At 61.9% G+C, this 17,721-nt stretch carries 16 protein-coding genes; 11 read left to right on the forward strand and 5 right to left on the reverse strand.

Features of this window, described 5'->3' with window-relative positions; translation table 11 throughout:
* Positions 1-4: 4 nt before the first annotated feature.
* From HAV21_RS07410 to HAV21_RS07430, 5 genes are all read right to left on the reverse strand, one after another.
* Complete coding sequence (locus HAV21_RS07410; RefSeq protein ID WP_160147613.1) at positions 5-142, reverse strand: hypothetical protein; 138 nt, start codon at positions 140-142, stop codon at positions 5-7.
* 234 nt (positions 143-376) lie between these two features.
* Positions 377-1,135 carry a MerR family transcriptional regulator gene (locus HAV21_RS07415; RefSeq protein ID WP_166841222.1) on the reverse strand — a complete coding sequence of 253 codons (759 nt, stop codon included), beginning with the start codon at positions 1,133-1,135 and terminating at the stop codon, positions 377-379.
* A 77-nt stretch (positions 1,136-1,212) separates the two neighbouring features.
* On the reverse strand, positions 1,213-1,851 hold the full coding sequence (locus HAV21_RS07420; RefSeq protein ID WP_166841223.1) for a PadR family transcriptional regulator: 639 nt from the start codon (positions 1,849-1,851) through the stop codon (positions 1,213-1,215).
* 221 nt (positions 1,852-2,072) lie between these two features.
* Positions 2,073-2,894, reverse strand: coding sequence for an ammonia-dependent NAD(+) synthetase (gene nadE / locus HAV21_RS07425; protein WP_166841224.1), 822 nt, complete (start codon positions 2,892-2,894; stop codon positions 2,073-2,075).
* A 68-nt stretch (positions 2,895-2,962) separates the two neighbouring features.
* The gene (locus tag HAV21_RS07430; RefSeq protein ID WP_166841225.1) at positions 2,963-3,982 is read right to left on the reverse strand and encodes a LacI family DNA-binding transcriptional regulator; all 1,020 of its coding nucleotides are present in this window, start codon (positions 3,980-3,982) and stop codon (positions 2,963-2,965) included.
* Positions 3,983-4,208: 226 nt separating this feature from the next.
* On the opposite strand from HAV21_RS07430, the gene HAV21_RS07435 reads away from it, so the two are divergent.
* The 11 genes from HAV21_RS07435 to HAV21_RS07485 all read left to right on the forward strand — a co-directional run bounded on the left by HAV21_RS07435 (position 4,209) and on the right by HAV21_RS07485 (position 17,660).
* Positions 4,209-5,054, forward strand: a complete 846-nt coding sequence (locus HAV21_RS07435) for a sugar phosphate isomerase/epimerase family protein (protein ID WP_166841226.1) — start codon at positions 4,209-4,211, stop codon at positions 5,052-5,054.
* Between the two features lie 48 nt (positions 5,055-5,102).
* Positions 5,103-6,110, forward strand: a complete 1,008-nt coding sequence (locus tag HAV21_RS07440; RefSeq protein ID WP_166841227.1) for a Gfo/Idh/MocA family oxidoreductase — start codon at positions 5,103-5,105, stop codon at positions 6,108-6,110.
* Positions 6,111-6,277: 167 nt separating this feature from the next.
* A complete protein-coding gene (locus tag HAV21_RS07445; RefSeq protein ID WP_166841228.1) occupies positions 6,278-7,816 on the forward strand; it encodes an ABC transporter substrate-binding protein in 1,539 nt (512 codons plus the stop codon).
* A 6-nt stretch (positions 7,817-7,822) separates the two neighbouring features.
* Positions 7,823-8,764, forward strand: coding sequence for an ABC transporter permease (locus tag HAV21_RS07450; RefSeq protein ID WP_166841229.1), 942 nt, complete (start codon positions 7,823-7,825; stop codon positions 8,762-8,764).
* A complete protein-coding gene (locus tag HAV21_RS07455; RefSeq protein WP_166841230.1) occupies positions 8,761-10,659 on the forward strand; it encodes a dipeptide/oligopeptide/nickel ABC transporter permease/ATP-binding protein in 1,899 nt (632 codons plus the stop codon). The genes HAV21_RS07450 and HAV21_RS07455 overlap by 4 nt, the downstream gene beginning before the upstream one ends.
* The gene (locus HAV21_RS07460; protein ID WP_166841231.1) at positions 10,656-11,543 is read left to right on the forward strand and encodes an ATP-binding cassette domain-containing protein; all 888 of its coding nucleotides are present in this window, start codon (positions 10,656-10,658) and stop codon (positions 11,541-11,543) included. The genes HAV21_RS07455 and HAV21_RS07460 overlap by 4 nt, the downstream gene beginning before the upstream one ends.
* An 86-nt stretch (positions 11,544-11,629) precedes the next feature.
* Positions 11,630-12,466: a sugar phosphate isomerase/epimerase gene (locus HAV21_RS07465; RefSeq protein ID WP_166841373.1), complete on the forward strand. Its 837-nt coding sequence runs from the start codon at positions 11,630-11,632 to the stop codon at positions 12,464-12,466.
* Positions 12,467-12,508: 42 nt separating this feature from the next.
* Positions 12,509-13,675, forward strand: coding sequence for a Gfo/Idh/MocA family oxidoreductase (locus tag HAV21_RS07470; RefSeq protein WP_166841232.1), 1,167 nt, complete (start codon positions 12,509-12,511; stop codon positions 13,673-13,675).
* A gap of 78 nt (positions 13,676-13,753) precedes the next feature.
* Positions 13,754-14,800, forward strand: coding sequence for a LacI family DNA-binding transcriptional regulator (locus HAV21_RS07475; protein ID WP_166841233.1), 1,047 nt, complete (start codon positions 13,754-13,756; stop codon positions 14,798-14,800).
* Positions 14,801-14,892: 92 nt separating this feature from the next.
* Complete coding sequence (gene uxaC / locus HAV21_RS07480) at positions 14,893-16,299, forward strand: glucuronate isomerase (RefSeq protein WP_166841234.1); 1,407 nt, start codon at positions 14,893-14,895, stop codon at positions 16,297-16,299.
* Positions 16,296-17,660, forward strand: a complete 1,365-nt coding sequence (locus HAV21_RS07485) for a mannitol dehydrogenase family protein (RefSeq protein WP_166841235.1) — start codon at positions 16,296-16,298, stop codon at positions 17,658-17,660. Before uxaC ends, HAV21_RS07485 begins: the two co-directional genes overlap by 4 nt.
* Positions 17,661-17,721: the final 61 nt, after the last annotated feature.

Here is a 17,721-nt window from a genome sequence, read left to right on the forward strand (position 1 = left end):
TCGATCAGCAGCGGCGCATCACGAATTCGCTGGGATCAAAGCTTGTGGTTGTCTCGAAGAACTCGTCAAACTCGATGCCCTTCAAACCATTCTCGAGCGCTTCGAGCGCTCCGGCTTCAGTTGCCACTTCAAGATTCTGCATAATATGCTCCCGTTCGTTATCGGACGGAAAATGCTTTCTGCATCCCCGAGCATGAGCCTAGGGCAACTCCGCTGGTGAGGCTAGAGCAAAATGACAGAATTTATCAATTTATTTGAATACTGTGTCAATAAAATCATCATTCATTCAGAATGCGGCCATTATGAACAAATGGTCGCGTATTCTTGCACATGAGTTTGCGAAATAAAAGTCAAGCCGTGCAGCTGGTTTGGGCAGCTAGAGGTTCTTCTCTGCGTAGATCCGCAGGGCATCCCTGACAAACGTCGCCCCTGATTCGCCGCCGTAATTGGCTGCGAACCGCGGGTCTGCAACGTACATTTCGCCGAGTCCTGTGACGTAACCTTTCACGTCTCCGCCGGGTACCGCCGTCGGGGTTCCCGGGACGCCGCGGAGCCACTCGACGTGGCGCTGCGCGAGGTCCTGCGCTTCAGCACTGTCAGGTGAAACCCCGGATTCTGAGGCGGCGATCCAATCCGTGCCCAATTTCCGGACGCGGTCCTTCCACTGCTGCTTTTCGTCGGCGCTCATCCCGCGCCACCACGAATCACCGGCGGCGTAGGCATCCTTGCCCCAGCGCTCCTCCACCTCGTCCTTGTACTGAGTGTGGTCGAAGCCGTCAAACATGTCCTGTGCCATGTACTTTCCATCCCCTTTCATTGTGTCGATGGTTTGCCGAACGGAGGCGATCTGCCGCGTCAGCCTGTCCTGCTCCTGGGCCAGCCATTCCAGATGGCTGCTTAGCGCTTTGACGGTATCCGTCTCACGGTCAAGAACTTCGGCGATGGCCGGAAGGCCCAGCCCTAGTTCCCGGAGCAGGAGGATGCGTTGGAGCTGAACCAATGCCGGACCGTCGTAGTAGCGGTAGCCGTTATGGCCGGTCCGGCTTGGTTTCAGCAGCCCGATGTCGTCGTAGTGACGCAACGTGCGACTGGTAGTCCCTGCAATCTTGGCGATTTCCTGAATTGACCAGTCCATACGTCCTCCGTCCTGTGCTTGTTCTTCGACAGTAAGGGTTGACGTTACGTCAAGGTCAAGGAGATGGTGACCAGCACTTAGTCGGCCAAGATCAGGTAGAGCGCCCGGCGGGTTTCGTCCAGCTTTTCGATGGCAGCTTGACGCTGTTCGTCGGTAGCGGCTGCACGGAACTGGTGAATGACCCCCATGAGCTTCCCGACGCTTTGGTGGAAAGCTGCGCCGGTGCCGTCAGCCTCGGTGTTCCAGGCGTTGGCTAGTTCCTCTTCATGCTCGGCGATGTAGGCCTTGCCGTCGTCGGTGAGCGTGAACTCGGTGCGGCGACCCTCGCCGACGGCGACGATCAGTTCTTCGTCCACCAGCTGCTGCAGGGTGGGGTACACGGAGCCGGGGCTGGGACGCCAGGCGCCGGACGTCTTCTCTGCGATCGTCTTGATCAGGCCGTAGCCGTTGGACGGCGCTTCAGCCAAGAGCGAGAGAATCGCTGCGCGGACGTCGCCGCGGTTGGCCCTGCGTGTTCCACCGGGACCGAAGCCCCGAGGCCCAAATCCGGGTCCGAAGCCTGGGCCGAAGCCACCGGGACCAAATCCGCCGCCGCCGTGTCCGCCCGGCCCGCGCCGGCCCTTGCCTCGGTTGAAACGGCCTCGGCCCTGTCCGTGTTCGGGATGTCCGTGATCGTGCTCGGGGAATGAGTTGTTGTTTTCGTTGATGCCTTTCATAACAGCATCGTCCTTTCGGTTGTTGTTACGCCGAAGGAGTATCGGCGATAGCTAACGATATATCGGTAACTATCGAGACGTCAAGACCCGAAATCGGGATGTGAGAGAGCGACGCCGAAAAGCCCGGGGGATGTGAGAGAGCGTTGTTAAAGCACGACGGCGGGTGCGGACTTCCGTAGGGAAGCCGGCACCCGCCGTCGTGAATGGTTAAAGCGACGTAGCTATTTCCACCAGGTATCGAAGATGGTGACCGGAACGGTGCGCTTGTGACGCGTGCGCAGGTACTTCTGCTCCAGCAGCTCTGCCGCGTCCTCGGGAACGTCGCGGCCTTCGAGGTAGTCGTCGATGGTGTCGTAGGTGATACCGAGCTCGTCTTCGTCGGTACGGCCGGGCTTGTTGTCCAGGAGGTCGGCGGTGGGAACCTTCTCCCAAACCCTTGATGGTGCGCCAAGCTCTGCCAAGAGTGCGCGGTTCTGGCGTTTGTTCAGGCCGAACAGCGGCAGGATGTCCGCGCCGCCGTCGCCGAATTTCGTGAAGAAGCCCGTCACGGACTCGGCGCCGTGGTCCGTGCCGATCACCAGGTAGTTGTGTTCACCGGCCAGGGCGTACTGGGCGATCATGCGCGCGCGTGCTTTGGTATTGCCCTTGTGGAAATCGGAGATGGGAGCGCCGGTGGTCTTCTCGAACTCGTCCTCGAAGCCGTCCACAGCCTGGGAAATGTTGTAGGTCCACTCGGTCTTGGCCTTGATGAAGTCGAGGGCTGCCTGAGCGTCGTCTTCATCGTGCTGGATGCCGTAGGGGAGGCGGACGGCTACAAAGTTTGCGTCCACGCCCTCGGCTTCCAGTTCCTCAACGGCCAACTGGGCGAGGCGGCCGGCAAGGGAGGAATCGATGCCTCCGGAGATGCCAAGAACGAATCCTTTGGTGTTGGTCGCCTTCAGGTAGTCCTTCAGGAAAGCGACGCGCTTGCGGACCTCCTCTGCGGGGTTGATCCGGGGCTGGACGCCCATTTCTTCAATGATCTTGGCCTGGAGTTCGCGCATGTATTCCACACTAGTCAGCCCGGCTGCGGACGCTCAACCATATTGCGGACTTCCAGCCCACGTGTCAGTTATTTAGAGGGCACCGGACCTGTGGAGCCGCGGACGGTGAGGTGGGTGGGCATGACTGAGCGGCTGCGGTTTCCGCCGCCGGCGAGGGGATTCAGCTGGGCCAGCAACATGGACACGGCCACGCGTCCGGCCTGTTCAATGGGCGAGCTCATGGTGGTCAGCGGTGGGTTGCAGAAGTCCGCGCCAAAGATATCGTCACAGCCCACGATGCTCATGTCCTCCGGCACCCTCAGGCCGCGTTCACGGAGCCGTTGCAGCATGCCGATTGCAATGAGGTCGTTGAAGACGATGCACGCAGTGACCCCGCTGTGCACGGCTGCGTCTGCTGCGGCTGCGCCGGATTGGGTTTTGGGTGCGAAGGGTCCGATTCTGCGGACATCGACTCCGCGTTCCTCGGCGGCTTCGGACAAGGCAGTCCACCGCCGGGCACTGGACTGCGAAACGGCGGGACCTGAGACGTACGCAACTGACGTGTGGCCCAAGGAAATCAGGTGGTCCAAAGCCTGCGGCATGGCTGAGGGGGTGTCGATGAGAACCGCAGGAACGCCGTCGACGTCGCGGTTAACGGTGACCATGGGCATCCTGGCCGCGGCAGCGGCAAGTGCTTCGTCGTTGAGGCGGGACGCCGCAACGATGACGCCGTCGGCACTTTTGCGCAGCTGCTCCAGCGTGCTGGCCTCAACCTCGTCCGATTCTTCCGTATCAACCAGCAGCTGCGTGTAGCCGGCTGCCTTCAGTTGAAGCTGTGTCCCCCGGATGAGGTCGAAATAGAAGGGGTTGGTAATGTCCGGAACCAGGACGCCCACGGCACCTGTCCGGCCGGAGCTCAATGCTTTCGCCTGGGAGTTGGGCGTGTAATTAAGCTCGACGGCGGCGGCCTGGATCCGCTCGCGGGTGCGGATGTTGACGCGCTCCGGATTGGCGAGGGCCCTCGAAACGGTGGACGCTGCTACGCCGCAGTGCGCAGCGATGTCATGGATGGTGGCAGGCCGGCCTGTTGCCATGGGTTGCGTCGCCATGGGCGTTCCTCTCTGAACAGCAAACATGGGCGTTCCTCCCGGAACGACAAGATCATCCGGCTGTGACTACTGCCACACCGTTGAATAAGGATGACACAGGATGGCAGGGAATGGCAATCGGTTGTCAACTGCGTGCCAAGCTGGCTAAACTCAAGGGACAAGACTCGCCTGTGAAGTGCGTCACCGCGACCCTCGGGTGCCGCAACAGGACTACCTAGGAGATTTCGTGACTCAACCCAGTGCCGTGTGGAGCCTGTCCGGTTTCGGCGACGAAGTAGACCCCGATCCCGCCGTCCAGGCCGCCGTGCTGCTGGCCCTTGGTGCGAGCCACATCGAAGTCCGCAGCGCGTGGGGGACCAACGTTTCAGAACTAGAGCGCGACGCTGTGGTGAGGCTCAAAGCCATCCTGGACGAGAAAGGCCTCAAGGTTTCAGCTGTTGCCAGTCCTATTGGCAAGGTGGACGTCAGCCTCCCCGTGGAGCATGAGGTAACCCGGCTTCGCCAGATCATCTCTGTGGCGAAGGCCTTGGACACAAAGTACGTCCGTATCTTCTCCTTCTACCGCGGCGAAGGCCAGGAGCAGGAGGAGATCCGGGAGGCAGTCATGGAGCGCATGTCCGCCCTCGCTGCTGAAGCCGCAGCTCATGGCATTGTCCTGCTGCATGAAAATGAGAAGGGCATCTACGGTGATACTCCGGATCGCGTCCTGGACATTATGGAGACAGTCAACTCGCCGGCGCTCCGGGTGGCATGGGACAACGCCAACTTCGTCCAGGTAGGCGTCAAGCCCTACACCGAGGGATATGCCATCCTGCGTCCATACCTCGAATACCTTCAGGTTAAAGATGCCATCGCCACAACCGGTGAAGTAGTTCCCGCCGGTGAAGGAGACGGTGAACTGGATGCCACCATCAGCGCCCTCGCTGCCGATGGCTACACCGGCTTCGCCTCACTTGAGCCGCACCTGGCCAGTGCCCACGAGCTCGGCGGTTACTCCGGCCCGGTTGCTTTCGGAATTGCAGCCCGCGCTTTTGCCGGCCTCGCCGCCAAGAATGGCGTGGACCTGGTCTAAAAGCGCGGCACCAAGACAACCCCAGCATTAACCTTCGAAGGAGCAGGTATGCCTACAGCAGCAGTTATTGGTTGCGGCGACATCTCGACCATCCACTTCGCGGCCCTGGCCACCATGGACAATGCCGAATTGGTGGCGGTTTGCGATACCGATCCGGATAGGTTGCAAGCGGCGGAAGCCGCCCACGGCGTCCCTGGCTACGCGGACTACCTGGACATGCTCCAGAAGGTGCGTCCCGACGTCGTGCATGTTTGTACGCCGCACCACCTCCACGCCTCCGTTGCCGCTGACTGCCTGGAGCGCGGCGTCAACGTGATCGTCGAGAAGCCGCTGGCCCACACCCTGGCCGAGGGGCAGCGGTTGATTGAGGTGGCGGAGCGGAGCGAAGCGAAGATCGCTGTCTGCTTCCAGAACCGGTACAACGCGACCTCGCAAGCCATGCATGAACTGCTCGACGGCGGCACGCTGGGCCAGGTGATCGGCGCCTCGGCAACTGTCATGTGGCACCGGGACGCCAGCTACTACCGCAACCGCCCATGGCGGGGGACCTGGGCGGAAGGCGGGGGTGGGCTGATGATGAACCAGGCCATCCATACCGTGGACCTGCTGCAGTGGTTGGTGGGCGATGTTGCCAAGGTGGAGGGCCATGCGTCCACCCGTTCCCTGGGCGGCGTGATAGAGGTGGAGGACACCGCGGAGTTCGTTGCCGAGCACGTCAACGGCGCGCGCAGCGTCTTCTATTCAACGCTGGCCAACGCGGTGAATGCGCCGGTGACCCTGGATATCGTCACAGAGAAGGCGACGCTCAGCCTGCGTGGCGACCTCACGGTGAGCTACGCCGACGGCACGGTGGACGTCATCCCGGAGAGGGTGGCTGAGAGTGGTGGCAGGTCCTACTGGGGCGTGTCCCATGAGCTTCTAATCGCGGATTTCTACAACAAGCTGCAGGATGCCGGGCCTTTCTGGATCAACCCTGCCGAGGCCGGAAAATCCTTGAGGATCATCAAGGATATCTACGCGCAAAGCTACCCGGAGATGGCTGACCGGGTGGGTTGATCGGCGCCTGTTATGCCATCTTGGCAACAATCTAAGAAACTTTTGACAATCGGTTGCCAAGATCACGCAAATTCCGTACTGTAAATCTCACACCCAAGAAAAGTGTGGCGCAGGCCACACGCTCAAGCTCTGACTCGCATCAGGCTATGACTCAGTAGGAGCCAACAATGAAGTTAGGTCCCAAGGCGGCAGCAGCCGCCATCGTACTTAGCGCCTCCCTGGCGCTCACCGCATGTGGCGGCGGGAATGCCGGCGCCGGAGCGGGTTCCACTTCAGGAGCTAAGACAGTCACCGCACTGACGCTGGGCACCCTCCGGGACCTCACCTCATGGGACCCGGCACAGGCTCACGTAGGCCACGCGCTCCAGCCGTATCAGGCAGCCTACGACTCCCTGATCCTCCGCGAACCGGACGGCAAGCTCAGCCCCATGCTGGCAACCGCGTGGAAGTACAACGACACCAACACCAAGCTCACCGTGGACCTCCGCACGGATGTCATCTTCAGCGACGGAGCCAAGTTCGACGCCGCTGCCGCCAAGGCGAACATGGACCACTTCAAGAAGGCCAACGGCCCGCAAATGGCCCAGCTGGGGTCAGTTTCCGACGTCGCAGTAGTGGATGCCGACACGATCGACATCAACCTCAGCGCACCGGAACCGGCCCTCGAATACTTCCTCAGCCAGGCCGCAGGCCTGATGGGAAGCCCCGCAGCACTGGGCACGGACGCCATCAAGACCGTGCCCGTAGGTTCCGGTCCTTATGTGATGGACAAAGCCGCCTCCGTCAAGGACTCCCAGACGGTCTTCAACGCTCGCGAGGGTTACTGGAACAAGGACCTCCAGAAGTACAAGAAGCTCACCCTCAAGGTCCTCCTGGACCCCACCGCCCGCACCAACGCACTGGTCTCCGGCCAGATTGACGCAACCCTGCTGGATCCCAAGAACGGCAAGCAGGCCGAGGGCGCCAAGATGAAGCTCGAAACCAACCAGGTTGACTGGTCCGGACTGCTCCTGCTGGACCGTGATGGCACCAAGAACCCGGCCCTGGCAAACGTCAAGGTCCGCCAGGCCATCAACCATGCCTTTGACCGCAAGACCATCCTGGACCAGGTCATGCTGGGCCAGGGCACTCCCACCACGCAGCCCTTCGGCAAGGACAGCGGCGCTTGGAGCGAGGAACTGGAGAACTACTACAGCTACGATCCCGAGAAAGCCAAGCAGCTCCTGAAGGATTCCGGCTTTGAAGGCAAAGTCAGCATTGACGTTCCCACACTTCCCGGTGCTGAAACCCTCATCTCGGTCATGAAGCAGCAGCTCGCAGACGTGGGAATCACGCTGAACCCGGGTGCGGCCATCACCAACACCTTCACCGCGGACGTTGCCGCGCAGAAGTACCCGGCCCTGTTCTTCAACCTCTTCCAAGGCCAGCCCACCGTGGCAATCGACCAGATCGTTTCCACCAAGGCCCTGTACAACCCGTTCAAGACCACCACCCCTGAGCTTGAAGCCAAGATCGCGGCCGTGCGCACCGGTGGTGCCGACGCCGGCAAGCTGGCCCAGGAAGTCAACAAATACGTGGTGGAGCAAGCCTGGTTCGCCCCGCTGTTCCGCGTGAACCAGATGTACTACCACAACGACAAAGTGAACGTCACGCCGCAGGTCCAGCAGGCCGTTCCGTCCATCTACAACTACTCGCCCGCCAAGTAGGAACCCATGATCAAGTTCATTGCGAAAAGACTGGGCAGTGGTCTGGTGGTGTTGTTCGTCGTCTCGGTCCTCACCTTCACCCTGCTGTACACCTCCAGCGGAAGTATCGCCCAGAACATTTTGGGGGATCAGGCAACACCTGAACAGGTTGCTCTGAAGGAACAGGAACTGGGACTCGACCAGCCACTCTTCGTCCGCTACTTCGCCTGGTTGGGAGATGCCCTCACAGGTAACCTCGGTGCCTCCTGGTTCACCTCGGAGCCGGTAGCCAGCTCCCTGGCCACCCGCATCCCGGTCACCATGACCATGGTCTTCACCGCAATGATCCTGATCGCCATCTGCGCAGCACTGATCGGTGTTGCCGCAGCCGTGAAGCGCGGCTGGGTGGACAGGGTGGTCCAGATCGGCGCGATCGTGGGGGACTCCATCCCCGGGTATGTGATCGGCGTGTTCCTGGTAACCATCCTGGCCATCCAGCTGGGTTTCTTCCCCGCCACCAGCACCATCTCCCCGGAGGTGGGCCCGGAGGCCTGGGTCTACTCCATGACCCTTCCGGTGATCGCGTTGCTGATCAACGGTGTGACCGGCGGTGCGCAGCAGATCCGTTCCGCCGTCATCAAGCAGCTTGAACGGGACTACGTCCGGACGCTGCGCAGCCGTGGCATCGGAGAACGCGAAATCCTCTTCAAGCATGTGCTCCGCAGCGCCGCACCTGCAGGTTTGACCGTCTTGAGCCTGCAACTGATCGGCATGCTGGGCGGCGTGGTGATCATCGAGCAGATCTTCGCCCTTCCTGGAATGGGTCCGCTGGCTGTGGCAGCAACCACCCAAACCGATCTTCCCGTGGTCATGGGAGTGGTGATGTACACCGTGGTGGTGGTCATCGTCGTGAACCTCCTGGTGGACATCCTCAATGGTTGGCTCAACCCGAAAGTACGTGTCTCATGAGCGACTCCGTAGATTCAGCAGCAGTATCCGCAGACTCCATGGGCGTCGCGGCAAAAACAGGCCAGAGCGGCACGGTGGTCCGGTCCACCGTGATGCGCCGCCTCCTGAAGAACCCCATGGGCATCGCCTCGCTGGTGATCCTCCTGACGATCGCTGTGCTGGCCATCCTGGCGCCGGTGATCGCCCCTTTCGAAGAGAACTTCGCCAACATTTCCAAGACCCTGGCCGCTCCGGATTCAGTCAACATCATGGGCACGGACAGCGCAGGGCGCGATACCTGGAGCCGCCTGCTCTTTGGTGCGCAGCTCACCCTCTTGTCCGCGCTGCTGTGCGCAGGCGTCGCGATTGCCATCGGACTTCCGGCAGGCCTGATTGCCGGCTACTACGGAGGTAAATTCGAAGCAGTCTCCAACTGGGTGGTCAGCATCCTCATGAGCCTGCCCGGCCTGATCGTCCTGCTCACCATCCGTGCAGCGTTCGGCCCGTCCGTATGGATCTCCATGATCGCTTTCGGTGTGCTGATCAGTCCTTCCTACTTCCGGCTCACCCGCACCGCGGTGCAGTCGGTCCGGAACGAGCTCTACGTGGACGCTGCCCGGGTTTCGGGCCTGTCCGATCTAAGCATTATTGCCCGCCACATTTTCTCCGTGGTCCGCGCACCCATCATCATCCAAACCGCCGCAATCGCCGGTGTTGCCATCGCCATTCAGTCCGGGCTTGAGTTCCTTGGCCTGGGCGATCCCACCAAGGCCACTTGGGGCGTCATGCTCTCCGAAGGCTTCAAGAACGTCTACCTGACCCCGATTCTGCTGCTCTGGCCGGCACTGGCCATGGCGCTCACCATCGGCGGACTCGTCCTGCTGGGCAACGCCATCCGCGACGCCTTGGAAGACGGCGAAAAGATCAAACATCGCAAAAAGCGGTCGGTTGCTTCTGCTGGCAGCACGACGCCGGACCCCGCCAAGGCGCGCCAGTCACGGAAGTTTGTGGCCGCCGTCGACGCCGGAACCGAGCACCACTTGGTCAAGGTGACCAACCTCGGCGTCGGATATCCGCAGGCTGACGGGTCCATCAAAAAGGTGGTGGACGACGTCTCCTTCCACGTGGACCGCGGCGAGATCCTGGGCATCGTGGGCGAATCGGGATCGGGCAAGTCCCAGACCGCGTTCTCCATCCTGGGCCTGCTGCCGGACAACGCACGCATTGTGGGTGGTTCCATCCAGTTTGATGGCAACTACACGGTGGCCCCCGGTGAAGACCGCGTCAGCCAGGAGAGGTTGTCCAAACTACGCGGCAAACGGATTTCCTACATCCCCCAGGAGCCCATGAGCAACCTGGACCCGGCGTTTACCATCGGCTACCAGCTGGTCACACCCATGGTTCGAGTCCTTGGAATCTCCAAGGCTGAAGCCCGCACACGCGCCCTCAAGCTGCTTACCGACGTCGGAATTGCCAACCCGGAACTCACCTTCAATGCTTACCCGCATGAGGTCTCCGGCGGAATGGCCCAACGCGTGCTGATCGCCGGTGCCATCAGCTGCGAACCGGACCTGGTGATCGCGGACGAACCCACCACCGCCCTGGACGTCACCGTGCAGGCCGATGTGCTGGACCTGCTGCGTGAACTGCAGCAGCGCCTCAACATCGGGGTCATCCTGGTGACCCACAACTTCGGTGTCGTGGCCGACCTTTGCGACCGCGTGGCCGTGATGCAGAACGGCCGGCTCGTGGAAGAAGGGACCGTCCGGGACATCCTCCGGAACCCGAAAGAGCCTTACACACAGACCCTGCTGGGGTCCATGCTCGAAGGAAAGACGCCCATGACCATGCTTGTATCCAAGCCTGGATCGGCAGCACAGTCCGGATCAGCAGCACAGAAGGAGCCGGTGGCATGAGCACCTCTCTTGATTCATCGCAGAAGTCTCCGCTCCTTTCAGTGGAGAACCTGGTGGTGGAATACCCCAGCAAGCGGTTCCGGGCGAAGCCCTTCCGGGCGCTGACGGACATCAACATCACCATCGGCCAAGGCGAGACCTTGGGCCTGGTGGGGGAGTCCGGTTCCGGCAAGACCACTCTTGGCCGCGCCGTCCTGGGCCTTGCCCCGGTCACCGCAGGAAAGGTGATCTTTGAAGGCAACGACATCAGCAACGCTTCGCGGAAGGAACGCCGTACCCTGAGCCGGGACCTGCAGGTGGTATTCCAGGACCCCTACACCTCGTTGAACCCTGCGCTGGAGATTGGTGACATCCTTGCCGAGCCCCTCGGCGTGCAGGGGATGGAGCCTGCTGCGGCCAAGAAAAGAGTCAAGGAACTGCTGGACCAGGTGGGCTTGCCGACGGACGCGATCCACCGGTTGCCGCGCGAGTTCAGCGGCGGGCAGCGCCAACGCGTTGCGATCGCGCGGGCACTTGCCCTGTCCCCGAAGCTGATTGTCTGCGACGAACCCGTCAGTGCACTGGACCTCTCCACCCAGGCCCGCGTGCTGGACCTGTTCCTGCAGATCCAGAAGGACACCGGCGTTTCGTACTTGTTCGTCTCACACGACCTCGACGTCGTGCGGCACATCAGCCACCGTGTGGCCGTCATGTATCACGGTGAAATCGTGGAGCAAGGCCCAGCCGAAGTTGTCACCCGCGATCCCGAACACCCCTACACCCAGCGGCTGCTGCTTGCCTCGCCGGTGCCCGACCCTGACCGGCAGGAACAACGCCGGGCAGACCGCCACCGCCTACTCGCAAACCAGCACAGCCAAATCGAACAGCAAGGTGCCGTGGCCTGAACGGCCCGGCATCCCATCACACATCCAGGGTCCGGAAGGGCCCGGAAACCCCGGAGGAAAAAGTGGCCACAATAGGCGTCCAAGCCATGATGTTGAAGGACAGTTTTGCTGACGTTGGAGCATTCGAAACGCTCCGTAAGGTCAGCGCGATCGGCTATAACGCCGTCGAGATTTCCCAGATCCCCATGACCCCGGAGAATGTGGGCGAGCTGGACCGCTCCCGTACGGAGCTGGGCATGGACATCGCCGCGCTTTCGGTCAACATTGAAGGCCGCAAAGGCATGCCCGTGGAATCACTGGCGGACAATTTCGACAAGATCGTGGACGACGCCAAGCGGCTGGACAGCTCGCTGCTGCGCATCGGGATGCTTCCGTTCGGGGCCATGCAGTCACTGGACTCGGTGGTTGAATTCGCCAAGCAAGCCAACGGTTACGCCGAACGGCTCCAGGAACACGGCATCAGCTTGTACTACCACAATCACCACATCGAGTTCGCAAAGTTTGACGGCAAGTACATGCTAGACATCATCGCCGAAAACTCCCCGGCCATGGGCATGGAAATTGACGTCCACTGGGTGCAGCGTGGCGGCCTCGATCCCGTGCGGACCCTGGAAAAGTACGCCGGTAATACCGCCATGGTGCACCTGAAGGATTACAGGATCGGCCAGATGCCGGAATCGTCCTTCGGGCTCCTGGAGAAGGGCGACTTCCCCGGGTTCATGGCCGAGTTCCGCAATGTGGTGCAGTTCGCCGAAGTGGGCGAGGGCAACCTGGACTTCCCCTCCATCATTCCGGCCGCCGTCGCCGCAGGAGCCAAGTACCTCTTGGTGGAGCAGGACGAACTCTATGGGCGGACCGTGTGGGATGCGCTCCAGACCTCGTACGACAACTTGGTGGCCATGGGCCACGCCGACCTTTTCTAGATTTCAGCCACTTCCCGGTTTTCAACACAGGAGATTGCATTCATGAGCAAGAAAGTACGCCTCGGCATCATCGGCCTGGGCCAGCAAGGCGGCGCCTACGCCAAGTTCATCACGGACGGCCTGGTGCCCAATATGGAGATCGGCGCAATCTGCGATGTTGATCCCGCCAAGAAGGAACTCGCAGCCTCGCAGTATCCGGATGTCCCGTTCTACGACGACTACATCACCCTGCTTGAGAGCGGATCCGTAGACGCGATTGTCACCTGCGTGCCGCACTTCCTGCACCCGGAGATGGGCATCGAAACACTCAAGCGCAACATCCACGCGCTCGTGGAGAAGCCCGCCGGCGTCTACACCAAGCAGGTCAAGGAACTGAACGAGTTCGCCGCCTCCAAGCCGGAGCTTTCCTTCGGCATCATGTTCAATCAGCGCAACAACCCGCTGTACAAGAAGCTGAAGGAAATCGTCGATAACGGCGAGATCGGCAAGATCCGCCGCTCCAACTGGATCATCACCAACTGGTGGCGCCCGCAGGGGTACTACAACTCCAGCGAGTGGCGTGCTACCTGGGGCGGCGAGGGCGGTGGCGTTCTGGTCAACCAGGCACCGCACCAGCTGGACCTGTGGCAGTGGATCTGCGGCGTCCCCCAGTCCGTGTATTCCAAGGTGGCGTACGGCTTCCGCCGCGACATCGCCGTCGAGGATGAAGTCACTGCAGTGGTGGATTATGGCGACGGCGCCACGGGCGTTTTCGTGACAGCAACCCACGACATCGTGGGAACCGACAGGTTCGAGATCCTGGGCGACCAAGGCAAGATCGTGGTGGAAGACAGCAAGGTGGCCACGGTTACCCGGCTGGTCAAACCTGAGCGGGAAATCAGTGATTCCATGGATATGGATGGCGTCCGCAAGCTCTTCATGGGCCAGCTGAACCGCGAAGAGCTGTACAGCAGCGAGGTCATCGAGTTCGAGTCTGCGTGGGGTGGCCAGCATGCCGGCGTCCTGGAGAACTTTGCGGCCAACATTTTGGACGGAACTCCTCTACTGGCTCCGGGTTCGGACGGTATCAACGGTGTTCGCCTGGCCAACGCCATCCACCTTTCCAGCTGGACCGGCAAGGAAGTGTCCTTGGACTTTGATGAGGATGAATTCCTGCAGGAGCTAAACAAGCGCATCGCTGAAGAGGGCAAGTTCCCCGAGCGTTCCTAGCCCCTTCGAAGCGGGCCGGTTGTCAACATTCTTTTGGCAACCGGCTTGTTTTGTTGCCAAGCGGTCTACGATGGAGCGGTGACTGACCTGACGAGCACTGGAGCAGCAACCACCCCCACCAAACGAGGCCGGGGTGAGAAGTCCTCTGCCACGATTTACGACATCGCAAAGCTCGCGGGCGTGAATCCCTCTACAGTGTCCCGCGCCCTGAGTAAACCGGGCCGCGTGAGTGCCAAGACGCAGAAGATCATTGAGGACGCGGCGGCGGAGCTGAACTATCAAGTGAATCCCTTCGCTCGCGCCCTCCCCACCGGCCGTACCCAGACCATCGGGTTGATCGTGGCGGACATCACCAACCCCACGTTCTTTGACATCATCCGCGGCGCGGAAACCACGGGATCGGCCCGCGATTACACGCTGGTTCTGGCCGAGTCCGCTGAGTCACCGGAAACCGAAGTAACAGCGGCCCGGCGTCTGTTGAGCACCGTGGACGGTCTCATCCTGGCCAGTCCCCGCATGGACGATGACCAGATCCGGGCTTTGGCTGCGGACAAGCCGGTGGCCGTTATTAACCGTGAGATCACCGGGGTTCCGTGCGTGGTGCCGGACGTCAACAAGGGCATCAGCGAGGCCGTGCGCAGCCTGGCCGCCAACGGCCATGAGAAGCTCGCCTACGTCGCCGGCCCCAAGCAGTCATGGATGACGGGCCGGCGTTGGGATGGCGTCAAAGCCGCTGCGGAGTGGTCCAAGCTCAGCGCGGTCCGCCTGGAGTCCTCCAAACCAACCGTCGACGGCGGCAGGCAAGTAGCGCGCGACGTCCTGGAAAGCGGGGCGACGGCGGTGATCACCTACAACGACCTCCTCGCCATTGGCTTGATGCAGGAGCTGCAGGCTGGTGGGATGAGTGTCCCGGACCAGATCAGCATTGTTGGCTTTGACGACATTTTTGGAGCCGATTTCACCACCCCCGCGTTGACCACCGTGCGCTCACCCTTGGGGGAGTGCGGCACCCGCGCCGTCACCATCCTGCTGGATATGCTGCAGGGCCAGGAGGCCCCGGACGAAGCGGTCCGGGTGGAGACGGAACTCGTGGTGCGAGGGTCCAGCGGACGGCTCCTCGCCTAGGCTCAGTGAGCCGCTGCGCAGCGGGATGCAACAGGGTGGCAATTTTTGGCAACCGGTTGACAAAGTGCCGAACCGGAACGCAAGATTGACCTATGTCACAGTCCATCGCCGCACACCCTGACAGGCTCCTGCCCGCAGATCCCGGGACGCGCAGCATCGCGCGCTCTTTGTTGGAGCGCGTCCAGGACCTGCCCATCATTTCCCCGCACGGCCACGTTGACGCTGCTGTCATCGAGCAGAACACGCCGTTTCCCGACCCCGCAGCACTTCTGGTTAGCCCGGACCACTACGTCACCCGCCTGATCCACGCCAACGGTGTTCCGATGGATCAGTTGCTGGCCGGGACGGCCTCTGCGCCGGAGTCCCGGGAGATCTGGAGGCAGTTTGTCCAGTCATGGCCGCTGTTCGAGGGCACGGCCTCCGGGTACTGGCTGCGCACCCAGTTCAACGACGTTTTCAAACTCGGCGCAGACCTCAGCGAGATGCCGGCAGACGCCAGCTATGACGCGATTGCCGCGAAGTTGGTGGAGCCGGACTTCCGTCCCAGACAGCTTTTCAAGGACTTCAACATTGAGGTCCTGGCCACCACGGACGATCCCTTGGACAACCTTGCCAGCCACAAGGCCCTCACCGAGGATCCCAGCTTCAACGGCCGCGTGCTCCCCACGTTCCGTCCGGATGCCTACCTGAACGTGGCGCATCCGCAGTGGAGCGCGAATGTTGACCGTTTGATCGAAACTGCAGGCGACGGTGCCACAGGCTACGCGGGCTATATTGCGGCGCTTGAGAACCGCCGTCGGTATTTTGTAGAGCATGGCGCGGTATCGGCGGACCATGGCGTCCGCACGCCGGCCACCCTCAAACTGGATGCCGCGGAAGCGGAAGCCCTCTTCGAGAAGGCGCGGGCCGGAAAGGCAACTGCCCAGGACCGCGACGCGTTCGAGGCCCACATGATGTACCAGATGGCGCGCATGTCAGTGGCCGACGGTTTGGTCATGACCATCCACCCGGGCTCCTACCGGAACCACCACGAGCCCACCTTCAAGTCCTTCGGGGCAGACACCGGCCACGACATTCCGTTCGCCGTGAACTACACCGAGGCCATCCGTCCGTTGCTGCAGGACTTCGGCACGGCCAAGGACTTCCACCTGGTGCTCTTCACCCTCGACGAGACTGTCTTCTCGCGTGAACTCGCTCCATTGGCCGGCTTCTACCCGTCCGTGTACATCGGCGCACCGTGGTGGTTCCTCGATGCGCCGGATGCCATGTTGCGCTTCCGCTCAGCAGTTACGGAGACCGCCGGTTTCTCGCGGTCCTCGGGCTTCATCGATGACACCCGCGCCTTCTGCTCCATCCCCGCACGCCATGACGCCTCCCGCAGGATCGAAGCCTCCTTCCTCGCGCGCCTTGTGGCCGAGCACCGCGTTACTGAAGACCGCGCGCACGAGTTGATCCTCGACGTCGTCGATTCCTCGCCACGCAGGGTGTTCAAGCTATGACCGCCGAACTGCCGCGCCTTAGCCGCGCTGTTTCGCCTGCCGGCCAGGCACCGATCAGGATGGTGCATCTGGGCCTCGGGGCGTTTCACCGCTCCCACCAAGCCTGGTACACGCAGCATGCCGGCGACGCGGGGGAGTGGGGCATCGCTTCGTTCACCGGCCGCCGTCCTGACGCCGCGGAAGTCCTCGCTGCACAGGATGGGCTGTTCACAGTGGTGGAGCGATCCGACGCGGGCGATTCCTTCGAGGTAGTGGGCAGCATCGTCGAAGCCGTAGATGGCGCCAACGTGGGCCGGCTGGTTGAACTGCTCGCCGCGCCCCAGACCGCTGTGGTCACCCTCACCATCACGGAAGCGGCGTACGGCCTTGGCACCGACGACGCCCCGCTGCTGGTTTCCGGGGCAAAGCCCACGACGCCGTTGGGCCGCTTGGTTTTGGGACTCGCCGCGCGCAGGGACGCCGACGCCGGCCCTCTGGCCGTCGTTTCCTGTGACAACCTCTCGGACAACGGAAACGTCGCACGGGATGGCGTGCTGGGTATTGCCAGAGAGTTCGACGGCGGCCTGGCCGCCTGGATTGAGGCGAACGTGAGCTTTGTGAGCACGTCCGTTGACCGGATTACTCCGCGTACCACCGCGGATGACGTTGCCTTGGTGCGTGAAAAGTGCGGCTACCAGGACGACGCTCCGGTGGTCACCGAACCTTTCCGCAACTGGGTCCTCAGCGGAGACTTCCCCGCCGGCCGCCCGCGGTGGGAGGACGCCGGCGCGGTTTTCGTGGACGACATTGAGCCCTACGAAAACCGCAAGCTCTGGCTTCTTAATGGTGCTCACTCGATCCTGGCGTACGCCGGGCAACTGCGTGGACACTCCACGGTGGCCGAAGCTCTGGCCGATCCGTTGTGCTTGCAAGCTGTTGAAGATTTCTGGGAAGAGGCGTCGAGGCACCTATCCGGTGATGATCTAGGCATTCCCGAGTACCGGGCGGCATTGCTGGATCGCTTTGGCAACTCCCGGATTGCGCACCACTTGGCCCAGATCGCCATGGATGCCAGCACCAAGCTGCGCATGAGGGCCGTCCCTGTATTCCGCGCCGAACGCGCAGCAGGGCGAACCGGCGAGGCTGCGGCAAGGATGATCGCCGTGTGGGCTGCCTACGTGGAGTCGAACCCCGGGTTACAGGACCCCCAGTCCGGAGCGGTGGCCGAGGCTAACAAAGAGGCGGGCTCTGAGCGCATCGCTGCCCTCGTAGCGTTGCTGGATGCTGAGCTCGCCCGGGATTCCGCGGTGGTGGAGCTCGTTCATAAGCTCAGCAGTAGCTTTGCGCCCGAAGTTTCAGCTAACGCTGGTACTGCGGCGTAGGAATCTATATGCGAGGTGGTCCGGGCCCTGAGGTTTCAGGTGCCCGGGCCACGGTCGTTTA

Source organism: Paenarthrobacter sp. MSM-2-10-13 (genome assembly GCF_011605365.1).
Lineage (GTDB): Bacteria > Actinomycetota > Actinomycetes > Actinomycetales > Micrococcaceae > Arthrobacter.